General features: G+C 57.5%; 26 protein-coding genes. 4 read left to right on the top strand and 22 right to left on the bottom strand.

The window, feature by feature from the left end:
• Positions 1-3: 3 nt before the first annotated feature.
• The 5 genes from ccmE to ccmA all read right to left on the bottom strand — a co-directional run bounded on the left by ccmE (position 4) and on the right by ccmA (position 2,775).
• Positions 4-459, bottom strand: a complete 456-nt coding sequence (ccmE, locus tag AABM52_RS07985; RefSeq protein WP_008020317.1) for a cytochrome c maturation protein CcmE — start codon at positions 457-459, stop codon at positions 4-6.
• Positions 456-632 (bottom strand): heme exporter protein CcmD, encoded by a 177-nt coding sequence (gene ccmD, locus AABM52_RS07980; protein ID WP_060541438.1) that lies wholly within the window; start codon positions 630-632, stop codon positions 456-458. The genes ccmE and ccmD overlap by 4 nt, the downstream gene beginning before the upstream one ends.
• Positions 629-1,384 (bottom strand): heme ABC transporter permease, encoded by a 756-nt coding sequence (locus tag AABM52_RS07975; RefSeq protein ID WP_347911220.1) that lies wholly within the window; start codon positions 1,382-1,384, stop codon positions 629-631. Before AABM52_RS07975 ends, ccmD begins: the two co-directional genes overlap by 4 nt.
• Before the next feature lie 90 nt (positions 1,385-1,474).
• The gene (gene ccmB, locus AABM52_RS07970) at positions 1,475-2,143 is read right to left on the bottom strand and encodes a heme exporter protein CcmB (protein WP_007980754.1); all 669 of its coding nucleotides are present in this window, start codon (positions 2,141-2,143) and stop codon (positions 1,475-1,477) included.
• A complete protein-coding gene (gene ccmA, locus AABM52_RS07965) occupies positions 2,140-2,775 on the bottom strand; it encodes a cytochrome c biogenesis heme-transporting ATPase CcmA (RefSeq protein ID WP_046037681.1) in 636 nt (211 codons plus the stop codon). The genes ccmB and ccmA overlap by 4 nt, the downstream gene beginning before the upstream one ends.
• 199 nt (positions 2,776-2,974) lie before the next feature.
• On the opposite strand from ccmA, the gene AABM52_RS07960 reads away from it, so the two are divergent.
• On the top strand, positions 2,975-4,549 hold the full coding sequence (locus AABM52_RS07960) for a flagellar hook-length control protein FliK (RefSeq protein ID WP_347911218.1): 1,575 nt from the start codon (positions 2,975-2,977) through the stop codon (positions 4,547-4,549).
• A complete protein-coding gene (locus AABM52_RS07955; protein WP_347911217.1) occupies positions 4,546-4,875 on the top strand; it encodes an EscU/YscU/HrcU family type III secretion system export apparatus switch protein in 330 nt (109 codons plus the stop codon). The genes AABM52_RS07960 and AABM52_RS07955 overlap by 4 nt, the downstream gene beginning before the upstream one ends.
• 62 nt (positions 4,876-4,937) lie before the next feature.
• Here AABM52_RS07955 and solA read toward each other — a convergent pair whose 3' ends face one another.
• Genes solA through AABM52_RS07935 form a run of 4 tightly spaced genes read right to left on the bottom strand, consistent with a single transcriptional unit; the run spans position 4,938 to position 8,715 of the window.
• Positions 4,938-6,098 (bottom strand): N-methyl-L-tryptophan oxidase, encoded by a 1,161-nt coding sequence (gene solA, locus AABM52_RS07950; RefSeq protein WP_347911216.1) that lies wholly within the window; start codon positions 6,096-6,098, stop codon positions 4,938-4,940.
• Positions 6,088-7,008 carry a hypothetical protein gene (locus AABM52_RS07945; RefSeq protein WP_347911215.1) on the bottom strand — a complete coding sequence of 307 codons (921 nt, stop codon included), beginning with the start codon at positions 7,006-7,008 and terminating at the stop codon, positions 6,088-6,090. Before AABM52_RS07945 ends, solA begins: the two co-directional genes overlap by 11 nt.
• A gap of 4 nt (positions 7,009-7,012) precedes the next feature.
• Complete coding sequence (locus tag AABM52_RS07940; protein WP_347911214.1) at positions 7,013-7,864, bottom strand: methyltransferase; 852 nt, start codon at positions 7,862-7,864, stop codon at positions 7,013-7,015.
• A gap of 20 nt (positions 7,865-7,884) precedes the next feature.
• Positions 7,885-8,715 (bottom strand): pyrroline-5-carboxylate reductase dimerization domain-containing protein, encoded by an 831-nt coding sequence (locus AABM52_RS07935; protein ID WP_347911213.1) that lies wholly within the window; start codon positions 8,713-8,715, stop codon positions 7,885-7,887.
• A gap of 297 nt (positions 8,716-9,012) precedes the next feature.
• Here AABM52_RS07935 and AABM52_RS07930 point away from each other — a divergent pair, with 297 nt between their 5' ends.
• Positions 9,013-9,300: an EscU/YscU/HrcU family type III secretion system export apparatus switch protein gene (locus tag AABM52_RS07930; RefSeq protein WP_347912596.1), complete on the top strand. Its 288-nt coding sequence runs from the start codon at positions 9,013-9,015 to the stop codon at positions 9,298-9,300.
• Between the two features lie 33 nt (positions 9,301-9,333).
• On the opposite strand, the gene AABM52_RS07925 is transcribed toward AABM52_RS07930, so the two are convergent.
• Positions 9,334-9,828: a hypothetical protein gene (locus tag AABM52_RS07925; protein WP_347911212.1), complete on the bottom strand. Its 495-nt coding sequence runs from the start codon at positions 9,826-9,828 to the stop codon at positions 9,334-9,336.
• Between the two features lie 399 nt (positions 9,829-10,227).
• On the opposite strand from AABM52_RS07925, the gene AABM52_RS07920 reads away from it, so the two are divergent.
• Positions 10,228-11,622: a hypothetical protein gene (locus AABM52_RS07920; protein WP_347911211.1), complete on the top strand. Its 1,395-nt coding sequence runs from the start codon at positions 10,228-10,230 to the stop codon at positions 11,620-11,622.
• Positions 11,623-11,745: 123 nt separating this feature from the next.
• Here AABM52_RS07920 and AABM52_RS07915 read toward each other — a convergent pair whose 3' ends face one another.
• The 12 genes from AABM52_RS07915 to fleN all read right to left on the bottom strand — a co-directional run bounded on the left by AABM52_RS07915 (position 11,746) and on the right by fleN (position 22,568).
• A complete protein-coding gene (locus tag AABM52_RS07915; RefSeq protein WP_347911210.1) occupies positions 11,746-12,138 on the bottom strand; it encodes a DUF2802 domain-containing protein in 393 nt (130 codons plus the stop codon).
• On the bottom strand, positions 12,139-12,624 hold the full coding sequence (locus AABM52_RS07910) for a chemotaxis protein CheW (protein ID WP_007980742.1): 486 nt from the start codon (positions 12,622-12,624) through the stop codon (positions 12,139-12,141). It abuts the gene before it with no gap.
• Between the two features lie 76 nt (positions 12,625-12,700).
• On the bottom strand, positions 12,701-13,639 hold the full coding sequence (locus AABM52_RS07905) for a chemotaxis protein CheW (protein ID WP_347911209.1): 939 nt from the start codon (positions 13,637-13,639) through the stop codon (positions 12,701-12,703).
• Positions 13,640-13,678: 39 nt separating this feature from the next.
• Positions 13,679-14,467, bottom strand: a complete 789-nt coding sequence (locus AABM52_RS07900; RefSeq protein WP_347911208.1) for a ParA family protein — start codon at positions 14,465-14,467, stop codon at positions 13,679-13,681.
• A gap of 43 nt (positions 14,468-14,510) precedes the next feature.
• Complete coding sequence (motD, locus tag AABM52_RS07895; RefSeq protein ID WP_347911206.1) at positions 14,511-15,401, bottom strand: flagellar motor protein MotD; 891 nt, start codon at positions 15,399-15,401, stop codon at positions 14,511-14,513.
• 12 nt (positions 15,402-15,413) lie between these two features.
• Entirely contained in the window at positions 15,414-16,154 is a 741-nt protein-coding gene (locus tag AABM52_RS07890) for a flagellar motor protein (RefSeq protein ID WP_223467195.1), read from the bottom strand.
• A complete protein-coding gene (locus AABM52_RS07885) occupies positions 16,154-17,284 on the bottom strand; it encodes a chemotaxis response regulator protein-glutamate methylesterase (RefSeq protein ID WP_347911205.1) in 1,131 nt (376 codons plus the stop codon). Before AABM52_RS07885 ends, AABM52_RS07890 begins: the two co-directional genes overlap by 1 nt.
• Before the next feature lie 48 nt (positions 17,285-17,332).
• Positions 17,333-19,597 carry a chemotaxis protein CheA gene (locus AABM52_RS07880; RefSeq protein ID WP_347911204.1) on the bottom strand — a complete coding sequence of 755 codons (2,265 nt, stop codon included), beginning with the start codon at positions 19,595-19,597 and terminating at the stop codon, positions 17,333-17,335.
• A 54-nt stretch (positions 19,598-19,651) separates the two neighbouring features.
• Complete coding sequence (locus tag AABM52_RS07875; protein ID WP_347911203.1) at positions 19,652-20,440, bottom strand: protein phosphatase CheZ; 789 nt, start codon at positions 20,438-20,440, stop codon at positions 19,652-19,654.
• Between the two features lie 21 nt (positions 20,441-20,461).
• Positions 20,462-20,833: a chemotaxis response regulator CheY gene (locus tag AABM52_RS07870; protein WP_003183998.1), complete on the bottom strand. Its 372-nt coding sequence runs from the start codon at positions 20,831-20,833 to the stop codon at positions 20,462-20,464.
• Between the two features lie 167 nt (positions 20,834-21,000).
• Entirely contained in the window at positions 21,001-21,741 is a 741-nt protein-coding gene (gene fliA / locus AABM52_RS07865; protein ID WP_007894214.1) for an RNA polymerase sigma factor FliA, read from the bottom strand.
• Complete coding sequence (fleN, locus tag AABM52_RS07860; RefSeq protein WP_007975361.1) at positions 21,738-22,568, bottom strand: flagellar synthesis regulator FleN; 831 nt, start codon at positions 22,566-22,568, stop codon at positions 21,738-21,740. The genes fliA and fleN overlap by 4 nt, the downstream gene beginning before the upstream one ends.
• Between the last annotated feature and the right edge of the window lie 95 nt (positions 22,569-22,663).

Genomic DNA, 22,663 nt, shown 5'->3' with positions numbered 1-22,663 from the left:
CAGTTAGCCCTCTTTCGCGGGAGTGGGTGCCGACTGGCCGCTGTCTTTCAAGGCCTTGGTCACTTCCGGCGGCATGTACTTTTCATCGTGCTTGGCCAGCACTTCATCGGCCACCACCACGCCGTCGGCGTTGAGCTTGCCCAGAGCGACGATGCCCTGCCCTTCGCGGAACAGGTCCGGCAGGATGCCGCGATAAGTGATGGTCACGGATTTATTAAAGTCGGTGACGACGAATTTCACATCCAGGGAGTCGCTGGAACGTTCCAGCGAACCCTTCTCGACCATGCCGCCGGCGCGAATGCGCGTGTCCAGCGGGGCTTCGCCGTTGGCGATCTGGGTCGGTGTGTAAAACAGGTTGATGTTCTGCTGCAGGGCGCTCAGGGCCAGGCCGACGGCAGCGCCGACCCCGACCAGGATCGCGAGAATAATGATAAGACGCTTTTTGCGCAGCGGATTCACTTGCCGTTCTCCCGGCGCAGACGACGCGCCTCTTGTTGCAGATACCGCTTGCGGGCCAGGATCGGCGCCGCCACGTTGAGGGTCAGTACCGCCAGGCAGATGCCATAGGCTGACCAGACATACAGGCCATGATGACCCATGGCGATGAAGTCGCCGAATGAAGCAAAACTCATCGAGCGACCTCCAGGCTGTTTTCCACTTCGGCTTTGACCCAACTGGCCCGGGCTTCGCGCTTGAGCACTTCAAGACGCATACGCAGCAACAGCACCGCGCCGAAGAAACAGTAGAAACCCAACGCCGTCAGCAGCAGTGGCAGCCACATTTCGGCCGGCATCGCCGGTTTTTCGGTGAGGGTGAAGGTCGCGCCCTGGTGCAGGGTGTTCCACCACTCCACCGAGTATTTGATGATCGGGATGTTGATCACGCCGACGATCGCCAGCACCGCACAGGCCTTGGCCGCGCTGTCACGATTGCTGATCGCGTTGCCCAGCGCAATGAGACCGAAGTACAGGAACAGCAGGATAAGCATGGACGTAAGGCGTGCATCCCAGACCCACCACGAGCCCCAGGTCGGCTTACCCCAGATCGCCCCGGTGATCAGCGCCACGGCGGTCATCCAGGCACCGATGGGCGCCGCGCATTGCAGGGCGACGTCGGCCAGTTTCATCTTCCAAACGAGGCTGACGATGCCGCACACCGCCAGCATCACGTAGATGGACTGCGCCAGCATGGCGGCCGGGACGTGGATATAGATGATGCGGAAGCTGTTGCCCTGCTGGTAGTCCGGCGGCGCGAAGGCCAGGCCCCAGACCACGCCAACGCTGATCAACAGCAACGCCGCGACGCTCAGCCAGGGCAGCATTTTGCCGCTGATGCCGTAAAACCATTTGGGCGAGCCAAGCTTGTGAAACCACGTCCAGTTCATACTGTTTCCATCACGGTTGCTCTTTACTGTGAAGAGCCAGGGTCTGCCTTTCTTCAAAAGAAGTGATCAAAAAATGACCAGGCCTCATTATTATTCGCCGACGCTGATCTTCAGGCCAGCAGCTATTGCAAAAGGTGTCAGGGTTATCGCCAGGGCGGTCAGGCTACCAAGCCACAACAGATAACCGGTCGCCGGCATCCCCTGCAAGGCGGCCTGCAAGGCGCCACTGCCAAGGATCAACACCGGGATGTACAGCGGCAGTATCAGCAGTGCCAGCAACAGGCCACCGCGCTTCAAGCCCACCGTCAGCGCCGCGCCCACCGCACCGAGCAGGCTCAGTACCGGTGTACCGAGCAGCAACGAAAGCAGCAACACTGGCAGACAGGCGGCAGGCAAACCGAGCATCAACGCCAGCAAGGGCGCGAGCAAAACCAGTGCCAGGCCCGAGAAAGCCCAGTGTGCCAGCACCTTGGCCAAAACCAGAAGAGCCAGGGGGTGCGGCGAAAGGACCCACTGCTCGAGGGATCCGTCCTCGAAATCACTGCGGAAAAGCCCGTCCAGCGAGAGCAAAACCGATAAAAGCGCTGCCACCCAGACCAGCCCCGGAGACAAGGTTTGCAACAATTGAGACTCGGGTCCGACCGCCAGCGGGAACAGCGAAACGACGATGGCGAAGAACACCAACGGATTGGCCAGTTCCGCCGGACGGCGAAACAGCAGACGGGCCTCACGGGCGACCAGCAGGCCGAAAACACTCATACGGCCCAGCTCCCCAGATCGATATCGCGATAACCGGCCGGCATCCGGCTCAGCGTGTGATGGGTGGTCAACACCACCATGCCGCCGCGTTCGCAGTGGCCGGCCAGATGAGATTCAAGCTGTGCCACGCCCTGCTTGTCGAGGGCGGTAAAGGGTTCATCGAGGATCCATAACGGCGGACTGTCCAGATACAGGCGCGCCAAGGCGACGCGACGCTGTTGACCGGCAGACAGGGTGTGGCAAGGCACATCCTCGAATCCGCGCAGCCCGACCGCGGCCAGCGCCTGCCAGATCGCCTCGTGAGTCGCCGGATGATGCAAGGCGCACAGCCAGCTCAGGTTCTCTTCCGGCGTCAGCAAATCCTTGATCCCGGCAGCGTGGCCGATCCACAGCAGGTTGCGCGCCAGCTCACCGCGCTGTTCGTTCAGCGGCTGGCCGTTGAGCAGCACCTGACCGGCGGTCGGCTGCATCAGCCCCGAGAGCAGGCGCAACAGGCTGGTCTTGCCGCTGCCGTTGGGGCCGCTGATTTGCATCATTTCGCCACTGGCCAGTCTCAAATCGAGATTTTCGAAGAGCAGCCGAAGGTCTCGCTCACAGGCAAGGGCAACGGTTTGCAGGACAGGACTGGTCAAGGGTTCACGGGCCTTATACGGTTCAAGTCGGCTCTGGCGCGGCCGTTAAAGAGATGCAGCATAGATGCAATGACGTCTTGTTCTAGAGAGCTGCGTCAAACAATTGCAAAGTTTTCGCCATTTTTGGATACAACAGCGCGGCATTATACATGCCATGCCTTACTCTAAAGAGTGCATTTTCCTCAGGTTGTGACCGCGTATGACAGGCGAAATGAACATCCTCCCGCTACCGCAAACCCTCCCGGCGTCTTCGCGCCCGCAGGTGGTCAGCGGCGAGCTGCTCAAATTGCTGACACCGGTGGAGGGGCTGATCAGCGTCGGTCAAACCGCCCAGGCCGAAGTGTTGTCGCTCAAGCAGGCGGACCAGACTTTCCAGATGCTGCTCAAGGTCACCCTCGACAGCGGCCGCCAGACCACGGTCCAGACCACCAGCAATCAACCGCTGGCCCAGGGCACCACGCTGGTCGTCAGCCAACCCTCGGCCGGCAACCTGGCCGTGACGGTGCAACAGGCCATTGCCTCCAACGTCGCCACCCTCACCCGCCTCGACACCGCGCAACTGCCCGTTGGCACCCTCTTGCAGGGCAAAGTGCTGACCTCGCAAGTGCTGCCCCAGCTGCCCGGCCAGCCCATGGTGTTTCGCTCGATGGTAGGCCTGCTCAACACCGCACTGAGCGGCAGCACCCTGAGCATCGACAGTCCGCAGCCCTTGCGCATCGGCACCTTGCTGAGCGCGCAGGTGCAGGACGCCCAGACCGTGAAATTCGTCCCCCTGAGCAGCCGTCAGGAACAACTGGCGGTGACCCGGCAACTGGTCGACCAGCAAAGCCGCCAGGGATCGCTGGACGGCTTGCTCAAGCTCCTGCAGAACCTTGCGCCCTCGGACCAGACATCCGTTGATTTGCGCAGCGCCGCTGCCCGGTTGCTCGCCGGCTTGCCGGATGTTCAACAGTTGAGCACCCCCAAGGGTCTGGCCCAGGCCCTGGGCAGCAGCGGTGTGTTTCTCGAAAGCAAATTGCTGACCGGGCAAAACCCGACGCTCGCGCCGGACATGAAGGGCGATCTGCTCAAACTGGTTGCGCAGTTGAGTCAGGGCTTGCCGGCCAACACCAGCCTCGGCGCGATCATCGACGCCAATACCCTGGCCCAGACCATGCCGAACTTTGTCCGCAATGCCCTGGGCATGCTCGGCCAGGTGAGTGCCAAGCCGTCGCCGACCGGTTTCCCGCTGCCCGAACGCCAGTTGCAAGGCGCCGACGGTGAAAACGACCTCGAACACCTGCTGCGCCTGGCCGCCGCCGCGGTTTCACGCCTGCAAAGCCATCAACTGTCGAGCCTGGAACAGACCGGCGTAACCGCCGACGGACGGCTGATGAGCACCTGGCAGCTGGAAATCCCGATGCGCAACATGCAAGACATCGTGCCCTTGCAGGTCAAGTTCCAGCGTGAAGACTCACCCGAAAGAGAACAGCCGAAGGAACGTCGCGAAGAACGCGAACCCAAGCAACAGCTGTGGCGTGTGGAACTGGCCTTCGCCATGGAGCCTTTGGGGCCGCTGCAAATCCAGGCGCAACTGATCAAGGGCAGCCTCTCCAGCCAGCTCTGGGCCGAGCGGCCTTACACCGCCAGCCTGATCGAAAGCAACCTCGCAGGGCTGCGTGACCGCTTGCTATCCGCCGGCCTGAACGTCGGCGACCTCGATTGCCACCTCGGCACACCACCCCAAGGCCCGCAAACCCGCCTCGAACAACGCTGGGTCGACGAAACCGCATGAAAAACCCCAACACCCCACGCCAGGCCATCGCCCTCAAGTACGACGGTACCCACGCCCCCACCCTCACCGCCAAGGGCGACGAAGCGCTGGCGGAAGAAATCCTGCGCATTGCCCGCGACTGCGAAGTGCCGATCTATGAAAATGCCGAGCTGGTGAGATTGTTGGCGCGCATGGAGCTGGGGGACAGCATTCCGCAGGAGCTCTATCTGACGATTGCCGAGATCATTGCGTTTGCGTGGAGTTTGAAAGGGAAGTTTCCGGCGGGGCAGGATGCGGATGCGCCCAGGGTGGAGAAGGATGTGACGGATCATGGGGACGACTATTGATCAATGCTGAAAACACTCAATAACAGAGCCCAGCACATACCCGTAATAACTATTGATTAAAATTACTTTTTGTTAACAGAAAACCTGCTCGCGTAAAACATCGACACTTCTTCTGAAAGAAAGCCATTTAACGCGGCTCTCGCAAGCACATCCCCCAAACCAGTTGCGAATTTAAACCCATGCCCAGAGCATGCGGAAACATAAAACACGCCAGGAAAATCCACTGACTCACCGAGTATAAAAGACTCATCCTGACTCATCGTATATATGCACTTTTTAGATGCATATGGAATCGAATTCAAACCGGGAAAAATCTGCTCAACACAAGCAGAAATTTGCTCAACATCACTATCCTTTACCGGCTGGGTGTGGGTACTAGCATCAAACCGGAATTGCTGATAATTATGAAATCCAATTTTGACCCCTGGTTCTTCCGTGCCGATTTCCGGTGTACCATAAAGCAAGCGCCCGTCTGGCAATTGATACAAAAAAGCGGGAAAATCCTTTAAGAAACCCAAATCCCCCTTGGACTTCGGTTTGAACCAGTAAACAGGTACGCTTTTAGGTTGCAGCAATCCCAATAGATCGCTAATCAGGGGAGCACCTATGGCAGCGTCTGTCGACAAGACAACTCGTTCTGTGTAAACAAACTCACCCCCATCCAACTGTATTGCCAAGCCCTGCGAGGTTTTAAGAATGCTCGTCACTGAAGTTCCAAACCGGGTTTCAGCCCCGTTCCTCACAGCCAAATTAATCATATGTAACTTTGAATCATCTGCTGCAATAGTGTATGCACCGCTTTCATAAACCGCTTCCATACCCTCAAGAATATGAAATACGGGAAAAGACTCAGCAATCCGCTCCGCAGGAAAAAATTCGTGCTTGATATTACCTTGTTGGGCGGTCGCCGCACTTTTGGGTACAATACCCGAAGCAATCGGCCCAATAAATAGCCCTCCGGTTTGAAAGATCAGATGCCTGCTACAAGTTCTGTCAAGATCACGCCACAACTTATCTGACAGGGAAAGCAAAGGCAGGTAAGACTGACCTTCCCAATAAGCACGCCTAAAAATTCGGGAAGCGCCATGCGATGATCCCGACAGGTTTATAGGTGCACCAGAATCGATGCCAAGCACATCGCACTCAGAGCACGAAAGCCTCCAAAGCGAAGCACTTCCAACAATACCCAGACCAATTACGACCACTTTGTATTTACACTTCATTTCGCCCCCTCCCACTAAAACAACACAGCTTTCCCAGAATCGGCTCAAGCAGAACCATTAACAACCCAATTATCACAGCTAGAAGAGCGACTATAGTTACTGGCGAAACGGTTTGTTTGTAAATCATCGTCGCCACAAAAAACTGCGTGATTGGCAATACAAACTGCGACAACCCCATAGACATTACAGAAAGTCTTTTGGCCGAAAACGAAAACAGCGCCAGCGGAACAATTGATACCACCCCGCAACTAAAAATCAGAAGCGTACGCCACAAACCAAAATCATCAGGAATCGTCATACTGAGATCTGAAAAAACAAAAATCAAAGTGCAAAAAAATGAAAGCACAAGAGACTCCAACAACAAACCACTAAAAACATTCAAAGACGTCATCTTCTTCATGCACGAATAAAAGCCCCAGGCAAGACCGATACCCAAGTAAACTCGTACATCAAGATCGTTACTCAACGCCAAAAGACTCATCACACTAATCAGCATAAGCACCACGGCTATGGCTTTAAACACAGTGACAGGCTCTTTATAAACAATGATACCAATCGTGATACTTAAAATTGGTGCTACCAAATAACCGAGACTACTTTCAAGTACCCGCCCGTGGACAGAGGCCCATATGAACGTCCCCCAGTTGATCGCAATCAGCATGGCTGCGACTGTATGTAGAAATAGTAGCCTAATGTTAAGCTGAGCAAAAAGCGGTCTTAATTCCCGACCAGCGTACACGACAAGAAAAACCGTCAGCAAGGATAAGTAGACCCTATAGCTGAGCAACGCCACTGCACTCAAAGACCCAATATATTTCCAAAAAACCGAAGATAGACCCAACAGCACATTCGCCAATACCCCACTGAGCACACCGACAAAAAAATGTCGATGTTTATTTAAAGGCAGCATACCCCTACCTTTTCCACAAAGTTAATTCAACTATTTCATACGACCATATTATTTGGCCATCCTCCTGCATACAGCAATAGGCTTCGCCATTCCTTGTCCAACTCATTACTTCATCAACCAAAAGATTTCGTATTTGCGCCCACTCTTCGGTATAAAAAAGCAGTGGAAAGTCATGTCGCTCCAAAAGCCTACAATCGATCACATATTTTTCTGCGTGCAACTCTTGAAGCCTGTTCATCACCTGCCGGATACCGACCAATGAATTTAGCCCTATTATGACCTTGCCACCATCGCTCAAATGATCAGGCAACTCTTCAAAAAACCTCTCCAATGTTCTGTCGCCATAAAACATGGAACCAATTGGAAGCCCTTCTACGCCGACTGATTTTTTGAGAGCTTTTAGAAAGGAAGCAGAAGGAGTCCTCCAGCCAGGCGGATTAAACAAAATAACATCGTATTTTGTTGAACCGTCTGGAAGCCCTTGAAAAAGGTCACCAAATGCAAACTCGATAGTTTTCTCTCCAAAATTATATAACTCGTTCCTCTGTGCTACGAAAACTGCTTCCTCGGAGATATCAGTTGCGGTCACGGACTTAACACCCATACATTTCAGCAAAAAAGAATGCACGCCACTCCCAGTTCCAAGATCCAAAAATCTGGAATTAATGCATTCTTTATTTAAATAGCGCGCCAACAACGACCCAAACGCCAATCCGGCGAGACTGACTTTAAAAACTCCAGGCTCATCAATAAGTTTGAAACAGTGCCCCATTCCAAAATAAACACTATATGAATCCCCATCCATGCTAGTGGTACTGACTCGATTGAATCGGGACCGCAGTTGTTCACCATTCATAACAACCCCCTTACAAAACACTACCTACCCAACTCTACCGACCGTTTAGCAGCAGCTGTTAAAGCCAGTGCAATAGTCCTATTTAAGTCATTCCGTTCGAAAACCTGGATTGCCCGCTCAGTTGTACCGCCAGCCGTTTGCACCTCTTTACATAATTGCATCGACGTTTTTCCAGTCGACCTCATCAACAATGAAGTCCCGTATAACAACTGCGTACAAATTTCCCAAGCGACCTTGGAGTCAAAACCCTCGCTCTCCGCGTACTGCTGTAATGCGTTAGCAAAATAAGCGACCAGCGCGGGTCCACCCCCTGCGAGTGCAGTGCCTGAATCAATCAGGCATTCATTATCAACTTGTATATAGCTCCCGATCGCACCGAAAATCATCTGTGCAGCTGCAATCAAATCACTGTCAGCATTTTCTTGAGCGTAGTAAATAGTAATTCCTTCCCGTACCTCTGATGCCGTGTTTGGAGTCGAACGGATGAGTCGTGCATGACCTAAAGTCCTGCGAAGCGATTTAGTCGTAACGCCAGCCATTACGGATATAACCGGGCCATTGTGAGAAAGCAGTACCTTGTTATCCCGAACTGCAATCTGAAATTGCTGGGGCGGGACAGCTAAAACAACAATATCACCGCATTCAATCTTTTCAATCCGCTCACCAACCTCGAACCCACAGGCCGTGAGGTATGCGGCTCGACTTGCGTTAGTTTCAACTGCCATTAGATGGCTAGTTCCATACTTCCCTCTTAACCCGAATAATATCGCGCCACCCATATGTCCAGCGCCCAGAATATATATTTTTTTCATAAAACGTCCTTTTTCTTTATCGATTATTTTTTTGAACACCCCCGCTCACCAACAAAACAAACTTAAAGAATTATGTTTCCTCCTGTCAACGCACAAACGACAAGCCTATTATCACCGACACAAACAAGTCGTTAAAAAACAGCTTTAGATGTAGGAAATATCATACTTTACCGTGTAGGACTTAGTTGGCCGCAACGGTCTATTTAGGACTTTTTAAAGTAGGACTTAATTTCCCTGAAAAGGAAATTTCTTGAATCATTCTGCAACACTCAAGGCGACGTGTTTTATCTACCAATCGATTAATCATCTGATAACTACTTTTGATCAAAGCCCCCAATCACCTGGCAAACCGCCCCTACCCTCACCGCCAAGGGCGACGAAGCGCTGGCGGAAGAAATCCTGCGCATTGCCCGCGACTGCGAAGTGCCGATCTATGAAAATGCCGAGCTGGTGAGACTGCTAGCGCGAATGGAGCTGGGGGACAGCATTCCGCAGGAGCTCTATCTGACGATTGCCGAGATCATTGCGTTTGCGTGGAGTTTGAAGGGGAAGTTTCCGGCGGGGCATGATCCGGATGCACCAAGGGTGGAGAAGGATGTATCGGATCGCGGCGACGACCACTGATCACTCGACAGCCTGCGATAGCTCCCCCGTCAACTACTGCGCAGTCACGCTCTCCCCCTTGAGTAAGCTCAAGAGCTTGAGACTGCGGCCAATAATCAATCCATTGATAAGGCCAGCCCCCAATGCCGACCATGCCGTCATCGGCAACTCATTGACCCTTTCCGGATACATCGCTGCGTGATAGCCAAGGTAGTAACGCCAGGCAAAAAAGCCCCAATACACAATCAGTACCTTGACTGTACCGCCCAACACCAAATTGCCCCCTGCGAACGTCACATTCGTGTACGTGTAAAAACGCAATGCGAGTAACCATCCCGCCAATAACCCGATTACATAGACCGAGAGTGGAATGACTACACCTTGGGAGAGATTCAGAGAAGCCAGGGACAGGGTCACGAATATCACCGGCGTGATTTGCAATGACCTTTTCGACACGTGATTCTTGAAGCAGGCAATGACACCGTAATAAGTCAGGATCAGAAAAACCGCATAAACCCACAGCGGTGTACCGCGCAAAATGTCGATCATAAGCCTTCCTGGCACTGAACAGGTTTGAACAAGATACTCAACCTACTGATGGCTGGTTGCATTCACAAGATAGCGGGATCTGAAAAAGCTATAGGCAGGAGACTACAGCAGCGTATGCCCCGCCCGAGGATAGAGAGGAATGGGTCGGATCGCAGGGAAGATTGCTGCGCATTCAAAGACGCCATCGCGAGCAAGCTCGCTCCCACATTTGATCTTCAGTGAACACGTATTTTGTGTACGAGATAGAACTACTGTGGGAGCGAGCTTGCTCGCGATAGCATTCTCAAAGGAATTGCAAAACTCTGGTTGTCCGTACATCGCGACTGTCAGATCTGACAGTAGCGTAGATATCGCCCCGAGTCTCTGATAGTAGGCCCAAACACCACATCAGAGACTGACATGAACAACGATTCCAAAAGTGCCGAAGATAACGCCGTATCAGGAAAGCTGTTGATTATGGGTGCGCGCGCCAACCACAGCGTGATCGGCGTCTTCAGACCGCAGCGCTGGCGACTGGTCGCACTGGATGCTGCAACTCTTCAACCCATCACGGCTACGTGGCGCTACAAGGGCCAGGACACGTCGGTCACCGCCAAGTCCTTTATTGATACTGATCCCTATGCCCGCTTGCTGGTAAGCGCCGGCGCTGCGCAGCTCACACTCAATCCGTTGAACATCATTGGCAATTTCCCCGCATTCTGCGCCTTGACTAGCGAAAGCTCCCTTCATGCCTGGGGCTGGGCCGAGAATGGCGGTGAGCTCCCTTCGGACATCGCGAAACTGAAGGACGTGACGCAAATATCGGCCTCAATGGCCGCCTTCGCAGTGAGGCGCGCGACAGGCCAGGTGATGGCATGGGGCAGCCCGGATAATCCAAGCTCCCTTGTCCCCCCCGACATTGCCGCTCTGAGGGACATTGTTGCCGTCTATGGCGGTGCCTACGTGTTTGTCGCTCTACAGGCCTCTGGCCACATCGTCGCATGGGGACTGGACGAAACAGGTGGAAGGCTTCCCGATTACATTGCCCAGCGCAGCGACTTTGTCTCAGCCATGGGTTCCGAATTCGCCTTTGCGGCACTGAGCCGTAGCGGAAAGGTGTTCGCTTGGGGAGACTCGCGCTTTGGTGGCAAAATCCCCGACGATATCCGCCCATTGACGGATGTCGTGCAACTGGCGAGTTCCGGCTATACATTGGCATTGCGTCGGAGCAATGGACACATTGCGTGCTGGGGAAATCCGGCTTACGCGACTATCCCGCCAGAGATTGACGAACTGGACGATATCATTGACCTGGTGGGAAACAGTAGCGCGTACGCAGCGCGGCGCAGAAATGGGCAAGTCGTGGGCTGGGGTTTACTAGCCGATGCTACACCGCCAAGAGAAATCGCCAACCTCACCGATATCGTGCACCTCACTTGCACTTCGGGCGCTTTTATTGCCCTGCGGACTACGGGGCAGATTGTCGCCTGGGGACAAGGGGCCACTGTCATTCTGCCCCCCGAAGTCGCTCAACTGACGGATGTTGTAGCAATCAGCACCAACCATGATGCAGCCGTGGCATTGCGCAGCAATGGTAAAGCCGTTGCCTGGGGAGATCCGGAACTCGGCGGTGATTCCAGCGGCATCTCCCACCTGCTCGTCAATGTGAGGGCGGTCTATAGCGGAACCAACACATTTGCAGCCTTGCTTAGCGACAACCGGGTTATAGCCTGGGGCGATCCGCATAAGGGAGGGACTGGCGAACAAAAAACTCTTTATCGACGGATCGCTTACGAGGGTCACCCGGACATCTGACACCCTTGTCTGGCAAATGTGTATAGGCCACAAAAAGCCGCAGCTTTGAACAATACCAGCTGAGTGTTTTTGACACCTGCGGGTATTGCTCAAAGCTGCGGCTGCCTCAATGCCGTCGCAACATCAACTCTTGTGCAACTTGCTCATCAACTCCGCCTCTGCCTGGGTCAAGCCGCAGGACTGGGTCAGTTCGTTGACGCTGGCGCCCATCCCGACCAGTCGTGCCGCCTGAGCGAACGACAGGCTTGTAGGGTCGCGTTGTTCCAGCTGAGCGAGTTTGTCCGGCAAGGGCGCAACGATTGCCCGCAGTTCATGCAGGTCTTCGCCCATGCGCACATTGCCGTTCTGGTAGTCGTCGACGCGCTTGGCCATGTCCTTGATGCGCTGATCGCGCAGCGCATCACCCTTGGCCTGTTGCGCGGCGACCTGCTTTTGACTGCGAATGTACGCCAGGAACATTGCCAGCGTGCCTGCCCAAAACAGGAACAGGACAATGACCGCAACCTCGAGAATCAATCAGATACTCTCCAGTTCCGACCATTCTTCTTCGCTCATCATCTTGTCGAGCTCGACCAGGATGAGCAATTCGTTGTTCTTGTTGCACACGCCTTGAATGAACTTGGCGGACTCTTCGTTACCCACGTTCGGCGCGGTTTCGATTTCCGACTGACGCAGGTAAACCACTTCGGCCACGCTGTCGACCATGATCCCGACCACCTGCTTGTCGGCTTCGATGATGACGATACGGGTGTTGTCGCTGATCTCGGCATTCATCAGGCCGAAGCGCTGGCGGGTGTCGATCACGGTGACGACGTTGCCGCGCAGGTTGATGATGCCCAGCACGTAGCTCGGGGCACCCGGGACCGGGGCGATTTCGGTGTAGCGCAGGACTTCCTGGACGCGCATCACGTTGATGCCGTAGGTCTCGTTGTCCAGCTTGAAGGTGACCCATTGCAGGATCGGATCTTCGGAACCTTTTGCCGCCGTTGCCTTGTCATTCATACCCTGACCCCTCAAGAAACCGCCCTGGCGGTGTGTGTTCCGTGCAACGTCATCAGAGTGACGTCACTTGTTTTGTTTATTTGACTGATGTCGGTTTGTGGCCCGGTTTGCTGCCGGACATGTGCTTGGCGCCGCCACTTGCGATCAACTCGGCCAACGAGGCGACATCGAGCAAGGCGCACATGTGTTCAATCACCGTGCCGGCGAGCCATGGACGCTGACCTCGGTGACTTCTCCATTTGATTTCATTCGGGTTCAGGCGCAACGAGCGGCTGACCTGATGCACCGCCAGCCCCCACTCGTAGCCTTGCACCGAAATCACGTATTGCAGGCCCTGCTTGAAATCGTCGCGGTAACGGTCGGGCATGACCCAACGCGCGGTATCGAGCACCTTGAGGTTGCCGGCCTGGCTCGGCAGGATCCCCAGGAACCATTCCGGCTGGCCGAACAACGGCGTCAGCTCGTGACCGGCCAGGGAGTAAATCGACCCCAGGCACACCAGCGGCACCGCCAGGGTCAAGCCGGCGACATCGAACAGCAGGCACTCGAACGGCTCGGCAGCCCAGGACGGACGACCATCGGTTTCCACCGGTGGGGGCGTATTGCTCGGCGGCAGATGCACTTCGACGACGGGCGGCACCAGCGCCTGAGGCTCCTCGATAACGGGAGCCTCCAGCGCTACCGGCTCTTCAAGGACGGGAGCCACCAGGGTTTGCAACAGCGGCGCAAGGGTCGATACCGACGCCAGAACGGGTTCCGGGGCTTCGGCCACAGCAACCGGAGCCTTGGCCACCGGTGCTACTGGCGCAACCAAAGGTGCGGTTTTCTGTGCATCCCGGGCCTGCTCTTCGAGCACCGCGGCCTGGAACTCGTCCAGCACCGCTTGCTCTTCGACAACTTCGGCCAGCACCTCGATCTCTGGTGCCACGTCCTCGGTTGCGTCTTGCAGCAGGTTGTCCAGATACGACTGCAACGCCAGTTGCGGGCGCGATGTCGTCTTCAGCGGCCGATTCATTGGCACACCTGCGCGGGCGCTACGGGCATTGGGCTCATGTCACGCCACCTGCGCAACAAGTTGCGCCGCCAGCAGATGCTTGAGCAACGCACGGTAGGCGAGAACGCCACGGCTTTTGCCGTCGAATTGCGAAGGCGTCAGACCGGCACGGCTGGCATCGCGCAGGCGGGTGTCCACCGGGATGTAGCCTTGCCAGATTTCCTCGGGGAATTTGTCGCGCAGCACGCGCAAGGTTCCGAGGGACGCCTGGGTGCGTCGGTCAAACAGGGTCGGCACGATGGTGAAGGGCAACGCCTGTTTGCGCGAGCGGTTGATCATCGCCAGGGTGTTGACCATGCGCTCCAGGCCCTTGACCGCCAGGTGTTCGGTCTGCACCGGGATCACCAGTTGCTGGCTCGCCGCCAAGGCATTGACCATCAGCACGCCGAGCAAGGGCGGGCTGTCGATCACGGCGTAATCGAAGTCCTGCCACAGTTGCGCCAGGCTCTTGGCAATCACCAGGCCCAAGCCGCTCTGCCCTGGCGACTGGCGCTCAAGGGTGGCCAGCGCGGTGCTGGAGGGCAACAGGGAGATGCGTTCGTCACTGGTCGACAGCAGCAATTGACCCGGCAGGCCTTGGGGGACGTTTCCCTTGTGCAGGAACAGGTCGTAGCTGCTGTGCTCCAGGGTGTCGGGATCGTAGCCGAAGTAGCTGGTCATCGAGCCGTGGGGGTCGAGATCGACCACGACCACGCGCTTGCCCGCCTCCGCCAGTAAACCGGCTAAAGCGATGGAGGAAGTGGTTTTACCGACACCACCCTTTTGATTGGCGACTGCCCAGACTCTCATTCGGATTGTTCCTCCCGGCCGACCGGATCGACCGAGAAATAGCTCAACGTGTTAATGCGGGTGACGGAGAATTGACGGCGTTCTCTCGTACCGGCGACTTGACCGGGGTCGGTGCAGTTTGTGTGCCAGCACGCTTCAATGCGGCATCCGGTTGCGCATGGGCGGTTCCGGTGCCGGTCAGGCTGCGGCGAACATCGAGGTTGCGTGACACCACCAACACCACGCGACGGTTGCGGGCGCGGCCTTCAGCGGTGGTGTTGTTGGCCACCGGCTGAAACTCGCCGTAGCCCACCGAAGCCAGGCGACCGGGGTTCACCCCCTGCATCGCCAGCATGCGCACGATGCTGGCCGAGCGGGCCGAGGACAGCTCCCAGTTGGTCGGGTACTGCGCGGTGCGAATCGGCTGATCGTCGGTGAAACCTTCGACATGGATCGGGTTGTCGAACGGCTTCAGGATCGCCGCGACCTTGTCGATGATGTTGAACGCGATGTCGCTGGGCATGGCGTCGCCGCTGCCGAACAACAGGCTGGAATTGAGCTCGATCTCGACCCACAACTCGTTGCCGCGCACAGTCATCTGGTTGGAGCTGATCAGGTCACCGAACGCGGCACTGATGTCGTCGGCAATGCTTTTGAGGGGATCACTGGCACCGGCAACACCGGCATCGACCTGATCACTGTCCTTGACCAGCGGCTTGGCCGGGGTCACGGTCTTCGGCCGCTCGTCACCGATGGGGATCGGTTTGAGCGAACGATCGGAATCGGTGAAGACCCCGATCAGCGCTTCGGAAATGACCTTGTACTTGCCTTCGTTGATCGAAGAGATCGAGTACATCACCACGAAAAAGGCGAACAGCAGGGTGATGAAGTCGGCGTAGGAAACCAGCCAGCGTTCGTGATTGACGTGTTCATCATGCTGGCGACGACGAGCCATGAGCTTATTCCCTTAATCCATGAAGCCCTGAAGCTTCAACTCAATGGAGCGTGGGTTTTCACCTTCGGCGATCGACAGGAGCCCTTCCAGCAACATTTCGCGATAACGCGACTGGCGCAACGCAATGGATTTGAGTTTGGCGGCGATCGGCAGCAGCACCAGGTTGGCACTGGCCACGCCGTAGATGGTGGCGACGAAGGCCACGGCGATGCCGCTACCCAATTGCGACGGATCGCCCAGGTTGCCCATGACGTGAATCAGCCCCATCACCGCACCGATGATGCCGATGGTCGGCGCGTAACCGCCCATGCTTTCGAAGACCTTCGCGGCTTCGACATCGCGGCTTTCCTGGGTGTAGAAATCCACTTCCAGAATGCTGCGGATCGCTTCCGGCTCGGCGCCGTCAACCAGTAATTGCAGGCCTTTGCGCGCGTAGTTGTCGGGCTCGGCGTCGGCGATGCCTTCAAGGCCCAGCAGGCCTTCCTTGCGGGCGGTCAGGCTCCAGTTCACCACGCGGTCGATGCCACCGGCCAGGTCGACACGGGGCGGGAACAGGATCCAGGCGAGGATCTGCATGGCGCGCTTGAAGGCGCTCATCGGCGATTGCAGCAGCGCGGCGCCAATGGTGCCGCCAAGCACGATCAGCGCTGCCGGGCCGTTGGCCAGGGCGCCGAGGTGACCGCCTTCAAGGTAGTTGCCGCCGATGATCGCGACAAAGGCCATGATGATGCCAATCAGGCTTAGAACATCCATCAGATACAGGCCTCGACCAGGTGCTTGCCAATGTCGTCCAGGCTGTACACCGCGTCGGCGAGCTCGGCTTTGACGATGGCCATCGGCATGCCGTAGATCACGCAACTGGCTTCGTCCTGTGCCCAGATCGAACTGCCGCCCTGCTTGAGCAGGCGCGCGCCTTCGCGACCGTCGGCGCCCATGCCGGTCAGGACCACCGCCAGAACTTTGTCACCGTAGGTCTTGGCTGCCGAACCGAAGGTGATGTCCACGCACGGCTTGTAATTAAGACGCTCGTCACCCGGGAGGATTTTCACCGCGCCGCGGCCGTCGATCATCATCTGCTTGCCACCCGGTGCCAGCAGCGCCAGGCCCGGACGCAGGATGTCGCCATCCTCGGCTTCCTTGACGCTGATGCGGCACAGCTTGTCCAGGCGCTCGGCGAAGGCCTTGGTGAAGGCGGCCGGCATGTGTTGGACCAGCACGATCGGGGCCGGGAAGTTGGCCGGCAGTTGGGTCAAGACCCGCTGCAGGGCGACCGGGCCGCCGGTGGACGTACCGATGGCGACCAACTTGTAGGCTTTGCGTTTCGGCGCGGGCGACGACGCGGTGGCCCCATGGGTACGCGCAGGGATCGGTGCCGGTGCCGGACGCACGGGCGCGCTGCTGCCGTAACTGCCGATGCTCGAAGGCGCAGGTGCTGGAGCAGGTGCGGACACAGGGGCCGGAGCGCTGTAAGTGCTGATGCGACGATTGCTGCGCGAGATGCTCAGGATCTTCTCGCACAGCAGTTGCTTGACCTTCTCGGGGTTGCGCGAGATGTCTTCGAAATTCTTCGGCAGGAAGTCCACCGCGCCGGCATCCAGCGCATCGAGGGTGACCCGCGCGCCTTCGTGGGTCAGCGAGGAGAACATCAGGACCGGGGTCGGACAGCGTTGCATGATGTGCCGCACGGCGGTGATGCCGTCCATCATCGGCATCTCGTAGTCCATAGTGATCACGTCGGGCTTGAGGGCCAGCGCCTGATCAATCGCCTCTTTGCCGTTGGTCGCCGTGCCGACGACCTGGATATTGGAATCCGCTGAAAGAATTTCCGAGACGCGGCGGCGGAAAAACCCCGAATCGTCCACCACCAGGACTTTGACTGCCATAAACACTCCATTAGATGGAGCGAGGCCAGGCGCCCCGCTCCACCAGAATCAAATACGCCGTGTGGCGTAACGCTTGAGCATGCTCGGAACATCGAGAATCAGCGCGATGCGGCCGTCACCGGTGATGGTGGCGCCGGACATGCCCGGAGTTCCCTGGAGCATTTTGCCCAATGGCTTGATGACCACTTCTTCCTGGCCCACCAGTTGATCGACGACAAAGCCGATCCGCTGCGTGCCCACCGAGAGGATCACCACATGGCCCTCGCGCTGCTCTTCGTGAGCGGCGGAGCTGACCAGCCAGCGTTTGAGATAGAACAATGGCAGCGCCTTGTCCCGCACGATCACCACTTCCTGGCCGTCCACGACGTTGGTGGTCGACAGGTCGAGGTGGAAGATCTCGTTGACGTTCACCAGCGGGAACGCGAACGCCTGGTTGCCGAGCATGACCATCAGCGTCGGCATGATCGCCAGGGTCAGCGGCACCTTGATGACGATCTTCGAACCCTGGCCCTTGGCCGAGTAGATGTTGATCGAACCGTTGAGCTGGGAAATCTTGGTTTTCACCACGTCCATGCCCACGCCGCGACCCGATACGTCGGAGATCTCGGTCTTGGTCGAGAAACCCGGGGCGAAGATCAGGTTGTAGCATTCGGTGTCGCTCAGGCGATCGGCGGCATCCTTGTCCATCACACCGCGTTTTACCGCGATGGAACGCAGGACATTCGGGTCCATGCCTTTGCCGTCATCGGAGATCGACAACAGGATGTGATCGCCCTCCTGCTCGGCCGCCAAAATCACCTTGCCGCCCCGGGTCTTGCCCGAGGCTTCACGTTCTTCCGGCGACTCGATGCCGTGGTCGACCGCGTTGCGCACCAAGTGGACCAGCGGGTCGGCCAGGGCCTCGACGAGGTTCTTGTCGAGATCGGTTTCTTCGCCGACCAGTTCCAGGTTGATCTCTTTCTTGAGCTGGCGAGCCAGGTCTCGAACCAGGCGCGGGAAGCGCCCGAAGACTTTCTTGATCGGTTGCATCCGGGTCTTCATGACCGCGGTCTGCAGGTCGGCGGTGACCACGTCGAGGTTCGACACGGCCTTGGACATGGCTTCGTCGCCGCTGTTGAGGCCCAGGCGGACCAGGCGGTTACGCACCAGCACCAACTCGCCGACCATGTTCATGATCTCGTCGAGACGCGCGGTATCGACACGCACGGTGGTCTCGGCTTCGCTCGCCGGTTTTTCCGCCGGTGGCGCGGCCGGGGCACGGGCAGCAGCCGGTGCAGCGGCGGGCACAGGGGCCGGTGTTTCGGCTTTTGGCTCAGGAGCCTTGGCCACGGGTTTCGGCGCTGCAGCCTTGGCTGCCGGTGCCGCAACGGAAGCGCTCGAACCGCTGACCGCAGTCGCTGTGCCGACTTCAGTGAACTTGCCTTTGCCGTGCAATTCGTCGAGCAGCGCTTCGAACTCGTGATCGGAAATCAGATCGCTGCCGGCCGCCATCGCGCTTGGTGCCGCGGGTGCAGGCACCGAAGCAATGGCCGACTCCAAAGCCTCGACAGCAAAGTTACCCTTGCCGTGCAACTGGTCGAGCAGTGCTTCGAATTCGTCGTCCGTAATATCGGAACTGTCGCCGGCCGCTTTCGGGGCTTCTGGCGCAGCGGACGCCGGGACCACTGCATCGATGGCGAACTGGCCTTTACCGTGCAACTGATCGAGCAACGACTCGAACTCGGCATCGGTGATTTCATCGCTGCCGGCGGCATTGCTGGCAGGCGCTGGAGCAGCCGCCGGGGCCTCGGCCTGGGCCTTTACTGCGTTCAGCGAATCCAGCAGCTGTTCGAATTCATTGTCGGTGATATCGCCCGATTCGGCTTCAGCCACAGGCGCTTCGACCACGGCGGCGACAGGTGCCGCAGCCACCTCGTCAGCCGATTGCGGCTCGGCCAGACGGGCCAGCGCCGCGAGCAGTTCCGGTGTCGCGGCCGTGATCGGGCTGCGTTCGCGGACTTCGCTGAACATGCTGTTCACCGCGTCCAGCGCTTCGAGAACCACGTCCATCAGTTCCGAGTCGACGCGACGCTCACCCTTGCGCAGGATGTCGAACACGTTCTCGGCGATGTGGCAGCACTCCACCAGCTCGTTGAGCTGGAGGAAGCCGGCGCCCCCTTTTACAGTGTGAAAACCGCGAAAAATTGCATTGAGCAGATCCGCATCATCCGGACGGCTTTCCAGCTCGACCAGTTGCTCGGACAGTTGCTCTAGAATCTCGCCGGCCTCAACCAGGAAATCCTGAAGGATCTCTTCATCGGCGCCGAAGCTCATTAAGGGGGTGCTCCTACAGGTCTAAAAACCCAAAAAACCTAAAATTCTAAAACTCTAAAATCCCAGGCTGGATAACAAATCGTCCACATCGTCCTGACCGGACACAACGTCTTCTCTTTTATCGGCATGAATCTGCGGACCTTCACCCTGAGAGAGATGTTTTTGTGGATCTTTTTCAGCAAGCATCGCTTCACGGTCATGTTCGATGCCCGCAAAGCGGTCCACCTGACTGGCCATCAGCACGAGCTTGAGCAGGTTGCTTTCAACTTCGGTGACCAACTGGGTCACACGCTTGATCACCTGGCCCGTGAGGTCCTGGTAATCCTGGGCGAGCAGGATGTCGTTGAGGTTGCCCGACACCGCGCGATTGTCCGTGACGCTGCGCGTCAGGAACCCGTCGACCCGCCGGGCCAGTTCACGAAACTCTTCGGCGCCGACTTCGCGACGCATGAAACGCCCCCAGTCCGCGCTCAACACCTTGGCTTCATCGGCCAGGCCATTGACCAGCGGCGTGGCACTTTCCACCAGATCCATGGTGCGGTTGGCCGCGGCCTCGGTCAGCTTGACCACATACCCCAGACGCTCGGTGGCGTCGGTGATCTGCGACACTTCTTCGGCTTGCGGCATGTGCGGGTCAATCTGGAAATTGACGATCGCGCTATGCAGTTCGCGAGTGAGCTTGCCCACTTCCTGATACAGGCCGCGGTCACGGGTCTGGTTGAGCTCATGGATCAATTGCACCGCGTCGCCGAACTTGCCCTTTTCAAGGCTCGCGACCAATTCGACGGCGTGTTTTTTCAGGGTCGATTCAAAATCGCCCAATGAAGTTTCGTTATTGCCCATAGCTCCCCCGTGGCGCACTCATCAACCGATGCGTTCGAAAATCTTCTCGATTTTTTCTTTCAACGCCTGGGCCGTGAAGGGCTTGACCACATAGCCGTTAACGCCGGCCTGGGCCGCTTCGATGATCTGCTCGCGCTTGGCTTCAGCGGTCACCATCAGTACCGGCAGGTGCTTGAGCTTTTCATCGGCACGCACGTGGCGCAGCAGATCGATACCGGTCATGCCAGGCATGTTCCAGTCCGTTACCAGAAAGTCGATGCTTCCGCTGTTGAGCACCGGAATGGCGGTAGTGCCATCGTCGGCCTCGACGGTGTTGGTGAACCCAAGGTCACGCAGCAGGTTCTTGATGATCCGCCGCATCGTTGAGAAGTCATCAACGATGAGGATTTTCATGTTCTTGTCCAATTCGACCTCCAAGCAGTCTTAAACGCGCCCAGCACCTGGACGCGCCATTTCAATCAATCCGGCAAAGCACTCAATGACTGTCTGGAGCACAACAGATCGCGACCGGCGCAGTTCAACACCACACCAGCCTCGTTCGCAGTGTCCCCACACTGCCTTCAGCGCGCTCGCCACTCCCCCAAACGCCCCCGCAAACGGGCCGCGCACTGGCTGTGTAACTGGCTGACCCGCGATTCGCTGACCCCCAGGACCTCACCGATTTCCTTGAGGTTCAACTCTTCGTCGTAGTACAGCGCCAACACCAGTCGCTCACGCTCCGGCAAATTGGCAATCGCATCCGCCAGCGCAGCCTGGAAGCGTTCATCCTCCAGGTCGCGTGACGGCTCGAGATGAGCACTCGCGCCATCCTCGTGCAGCCCTTCATGTTCGCCGTCCTGCAACAGGTCGTCGAAACTGAACAGCCGGCTGCCCAGGGTGTCGTTCAAAATCCCGTAGTAATCGTCGAGACTCAATTGGAGTTCGGCCGCAACTTCGTGATCTTTAGCGTCACGGCCGGTTTTAGCTTCAATCGAGCGAATGGCATCGCTGACCATGCGCGTATTGCGGTGAACCGAACGTGGCGCCCAATCCCCCTTGCGCACTTCATCGAGCATGGCGCCGCGGATTCGTATGCCCGCGTACGTCTCGAAACTGGCGCCTTTGCTGGCGTCATATTTGGTCGACACTTCAAGCAGGCCGATCATCCCGGCCTGGATCAGGTCTTCGACCTGGACACTGGCCGGCAAACGCGCCAGCAAGTGGTAGGCAATGCGTTTAACCAGCGGCGCGTAACGCTCGATCAGCTCGTACTGCGCATCACGTGCCGACTTCTTGTAGAGGTTGTAGCCGCTGGCTGTCATAGAACAGGTCCTGCTGTCTGCTGCACGAGCCGCTCGACGAAAAACTCCAGGTGCCCGCGCGGGTTGGCAGGCAGCGGCCAGGTATCGACCTTCTGCGCGATGGCCTTGAACGCCAGCGAGCACTTGGAACGCGGGAAGGCCTCGTAGACGGCGCGTTGCTTCTGCACGGCCTTGCGCACGCTTTCGTCGTAAGGCACCGCACCGACGTATTGTAGGGCGACGTCGAGGAAGCGATCCGTGACCTTGGTCAACTTGGCGAACAGGTTGCGTCCTTCCTGCGGGCTCTGGGCCATATTGGCCAGGACGCGGAAGCGGTTCATGCCGTAGTCGCGGTTCAGCAACTTGATCAAGGCGTAGGCATCGGTGATCGAGGTCGGCTCGTCGCACACCACCAGCAGCACTTCCTGGGCTGCACGGACGAAACTGACTACCGACTCACCAATGCCCGCAGCGGTGTCGATCACCAATACGTCGAGGTTGTCGCCGATATCACTGAAGGCCTGGATCAGGCCGGCGTGTTGCGCGGGGCTCAGATGCACCATGCTCTGAGTGCCGGATGCGGCCGGAACGATACGGATGCCGCCGGGTCCCTGCAGCAGTACATCGCGCAGTTCGCAGCGGCCTTCGATCACGTCGGCCAGGGTACGTTTGGGTGTCAGGCCCAGCAGAACGTCGACGTTCGCCAGTCCCAGGTCGGCGTCCAACAGCATGACGCGCCGGCCAAGCTCGGCCAAAGCCAGGGACAAGTTCACTGACACATTAGTTTTCCCGACGCCACCTTTGCCGCCGGTCACCGCGATCACCTGTACGGGATGCATGCTGCCCATGTTATTTCTTTACCTTGTCTTGCATAGACGGAGGCCACATTACTGGCTGCGCGTTCACAAACGGAACAATGCATGGCAGACCATCGATGTAGGTA

The sequence above is a fragment of the Pseudomonas grandcourensis genome, assembly GCF_039909015.1.
In the GTDB taxonomy this organism is placed as follows: Bacteria; Pseudomonadota; Gammaproteobacteria; order Pseudomonadales; family Pseudomonadaceae; genus Aquipseudomonas; species Aquipseudomonas grandcourensis.
Note: the sequence above shows the minus strand (reverse complement) of the source record. Positions and strands in the feature narration are given on the sequence as shown.

Excerpts from the sequence above, each read along its gene's own strand:
- AABM52_RS07975 (WP_347911220.1), bottom strand. The coding sequence starts at position 1,384 with ATGAACTGGACGTGGTTTCACAAGCTTGGCTCGCCCAAATGGTTTTAC.
- AABM52_RS07905 (WP_347911209.1), bottom strand. The coding sequence starts at position 13,639 with ATGAATCGGCCGCTGAAGACGACATCGCGCCCGCAACTGGCGTTGCAG.
- ccmB (WP_007980754.1), bottom strand. The coding sequence starts at position 2,143 with ATGAGTGTTTTCGGCCTGCTGGTCGCCCGTGAGGCCCGTCTGCTGTTT.
- AABM52_RS07875 (WP_347911203.1), bottom strand. The coding sequence starts at position 20,440 with ATGGGCAATAACGAAACTTCATTGGGCGATTTTGAATCGACCCTGAAA.
- ccmD (WP_060541438.1), bottom strand. The coding sequence starts at position 632 with ATGAGTTTTGCTTCATTCGGCGACTTCATCGCCATGGGTCATCATGGC.
- AABM52_RS07885 (WP_347911205.1), bottom strand. The coding sequence starts at position 17,284 with ATGGCAGTCAAAGTCCTGGTGGTGGACGATTCGGGGTTTTTCCGCCGC.
- fliA (WP_007894214.1), bottom strand. The coding sequence starts at position 21,741 with ATGACAGCCAGCGGCTACAACCTCTACAAGAAGTCGGCACGTGATGCG.
- AABM52_RS07870 (WP_003183998.1), bottom strand. The coding sequence starts at position 20,833 with ATGAAAATCCTCATCGTTGATGACTTCTCAACGATGCGGCGGATCATC.
- motD (WP_347911206.1), bottom strand. The coding sequence starts at position 15,401 with ATGGCTCGTCGTCGCCAGCATGATGAACACGTCAATCACGAACGCTGG.
- AABM52_RS07900 (WP_347911208.1), bottom strand. The coding sequence starts at position 14,467 with ATGAGAGTCTGGGCAGTCGCCAATCAAAAGGGTGGTGTCGGTAAAACC.
- fleN (WP_007975361.1), bottom strand. The coding sequence starts at position 22,568 with ATGGGCAGCATGCATCCCGTACAGGTGATCGCGGTGACCGGCGGCAAA.
- AABM52_RS07910 (WP_007980742.1), bottom strand. The coding sequence starts at position 12,624 with ATGAATGACAAGGCAACGGCGGCAAAAGGTTCCGAAGATCCGATCCTG.
- AABM52_RS07940 (WP_347911214.1), bottom strand. The coding sequence starts at position 7,864 with ATGAATGGTGAACAACTGCGGTCCCGATTCAATCGAGTCAGTACCACT.
- AABM52_RS07880 (WP_347911204.1), bottom strand. The coding sequence starts at position 19,597 with ATGAGCTTCGGCGCCGATGAAGAGATCCTTCAGGATTTCCTGGTTGAG.
- AABM52_RS07920 (WP_347911211.1), top strand. The coding sequence starts at position 10,228 with ATGAACAACGATTCCAAAAGTGCCGAAGATAACGCCGTATCAGGAAAG.
- AABM52_RS07890 (WP_223467195.1), bottom strand. The coding sequence starts at position 16,154 with ATGGATGTTCTAAGCCTGATTGGCATCATCATGGCCTTTGTCGCGATC.
- AABM52_RS07960 (WP_347911218.1), top strand. The coding sequence starts at position 2,975 with ATGACAGGCGAAATGAACATCCTCCCGCTACCGCAAACCCTCCCGGCG.
- solA (WP_347911216.1), bottom strand. The coding sequence starts at position 6,098 with ATGAAGTGTAAATACAAAGTGGTCGTAATTGGTCTGGGTATTGTTGGA.
- AABM52_RS07925 (WP_347911212.1), bottom strand. The coding sequence starts at position 9,828 with ATGATCGACATTTTGCGCGGTACACCGCTGTGGGTTTATGCGGTTTTT.
- AABM52_RS07955 (WP_347911217.1), top strand. The coding sequence starts at position 4,546 with ATGAAAAACCCCAACACCCCACGCCAGGCCATCGCCCTCAAGTACGAC.
- AABM52_RS07945 (WP_347911215.1), bottom strand. The coding sequence starts at position 7,008 with ATGCTGCCTTTAAATAAACATCGACATTTTTTTGTCGGTGTGCTCAGT.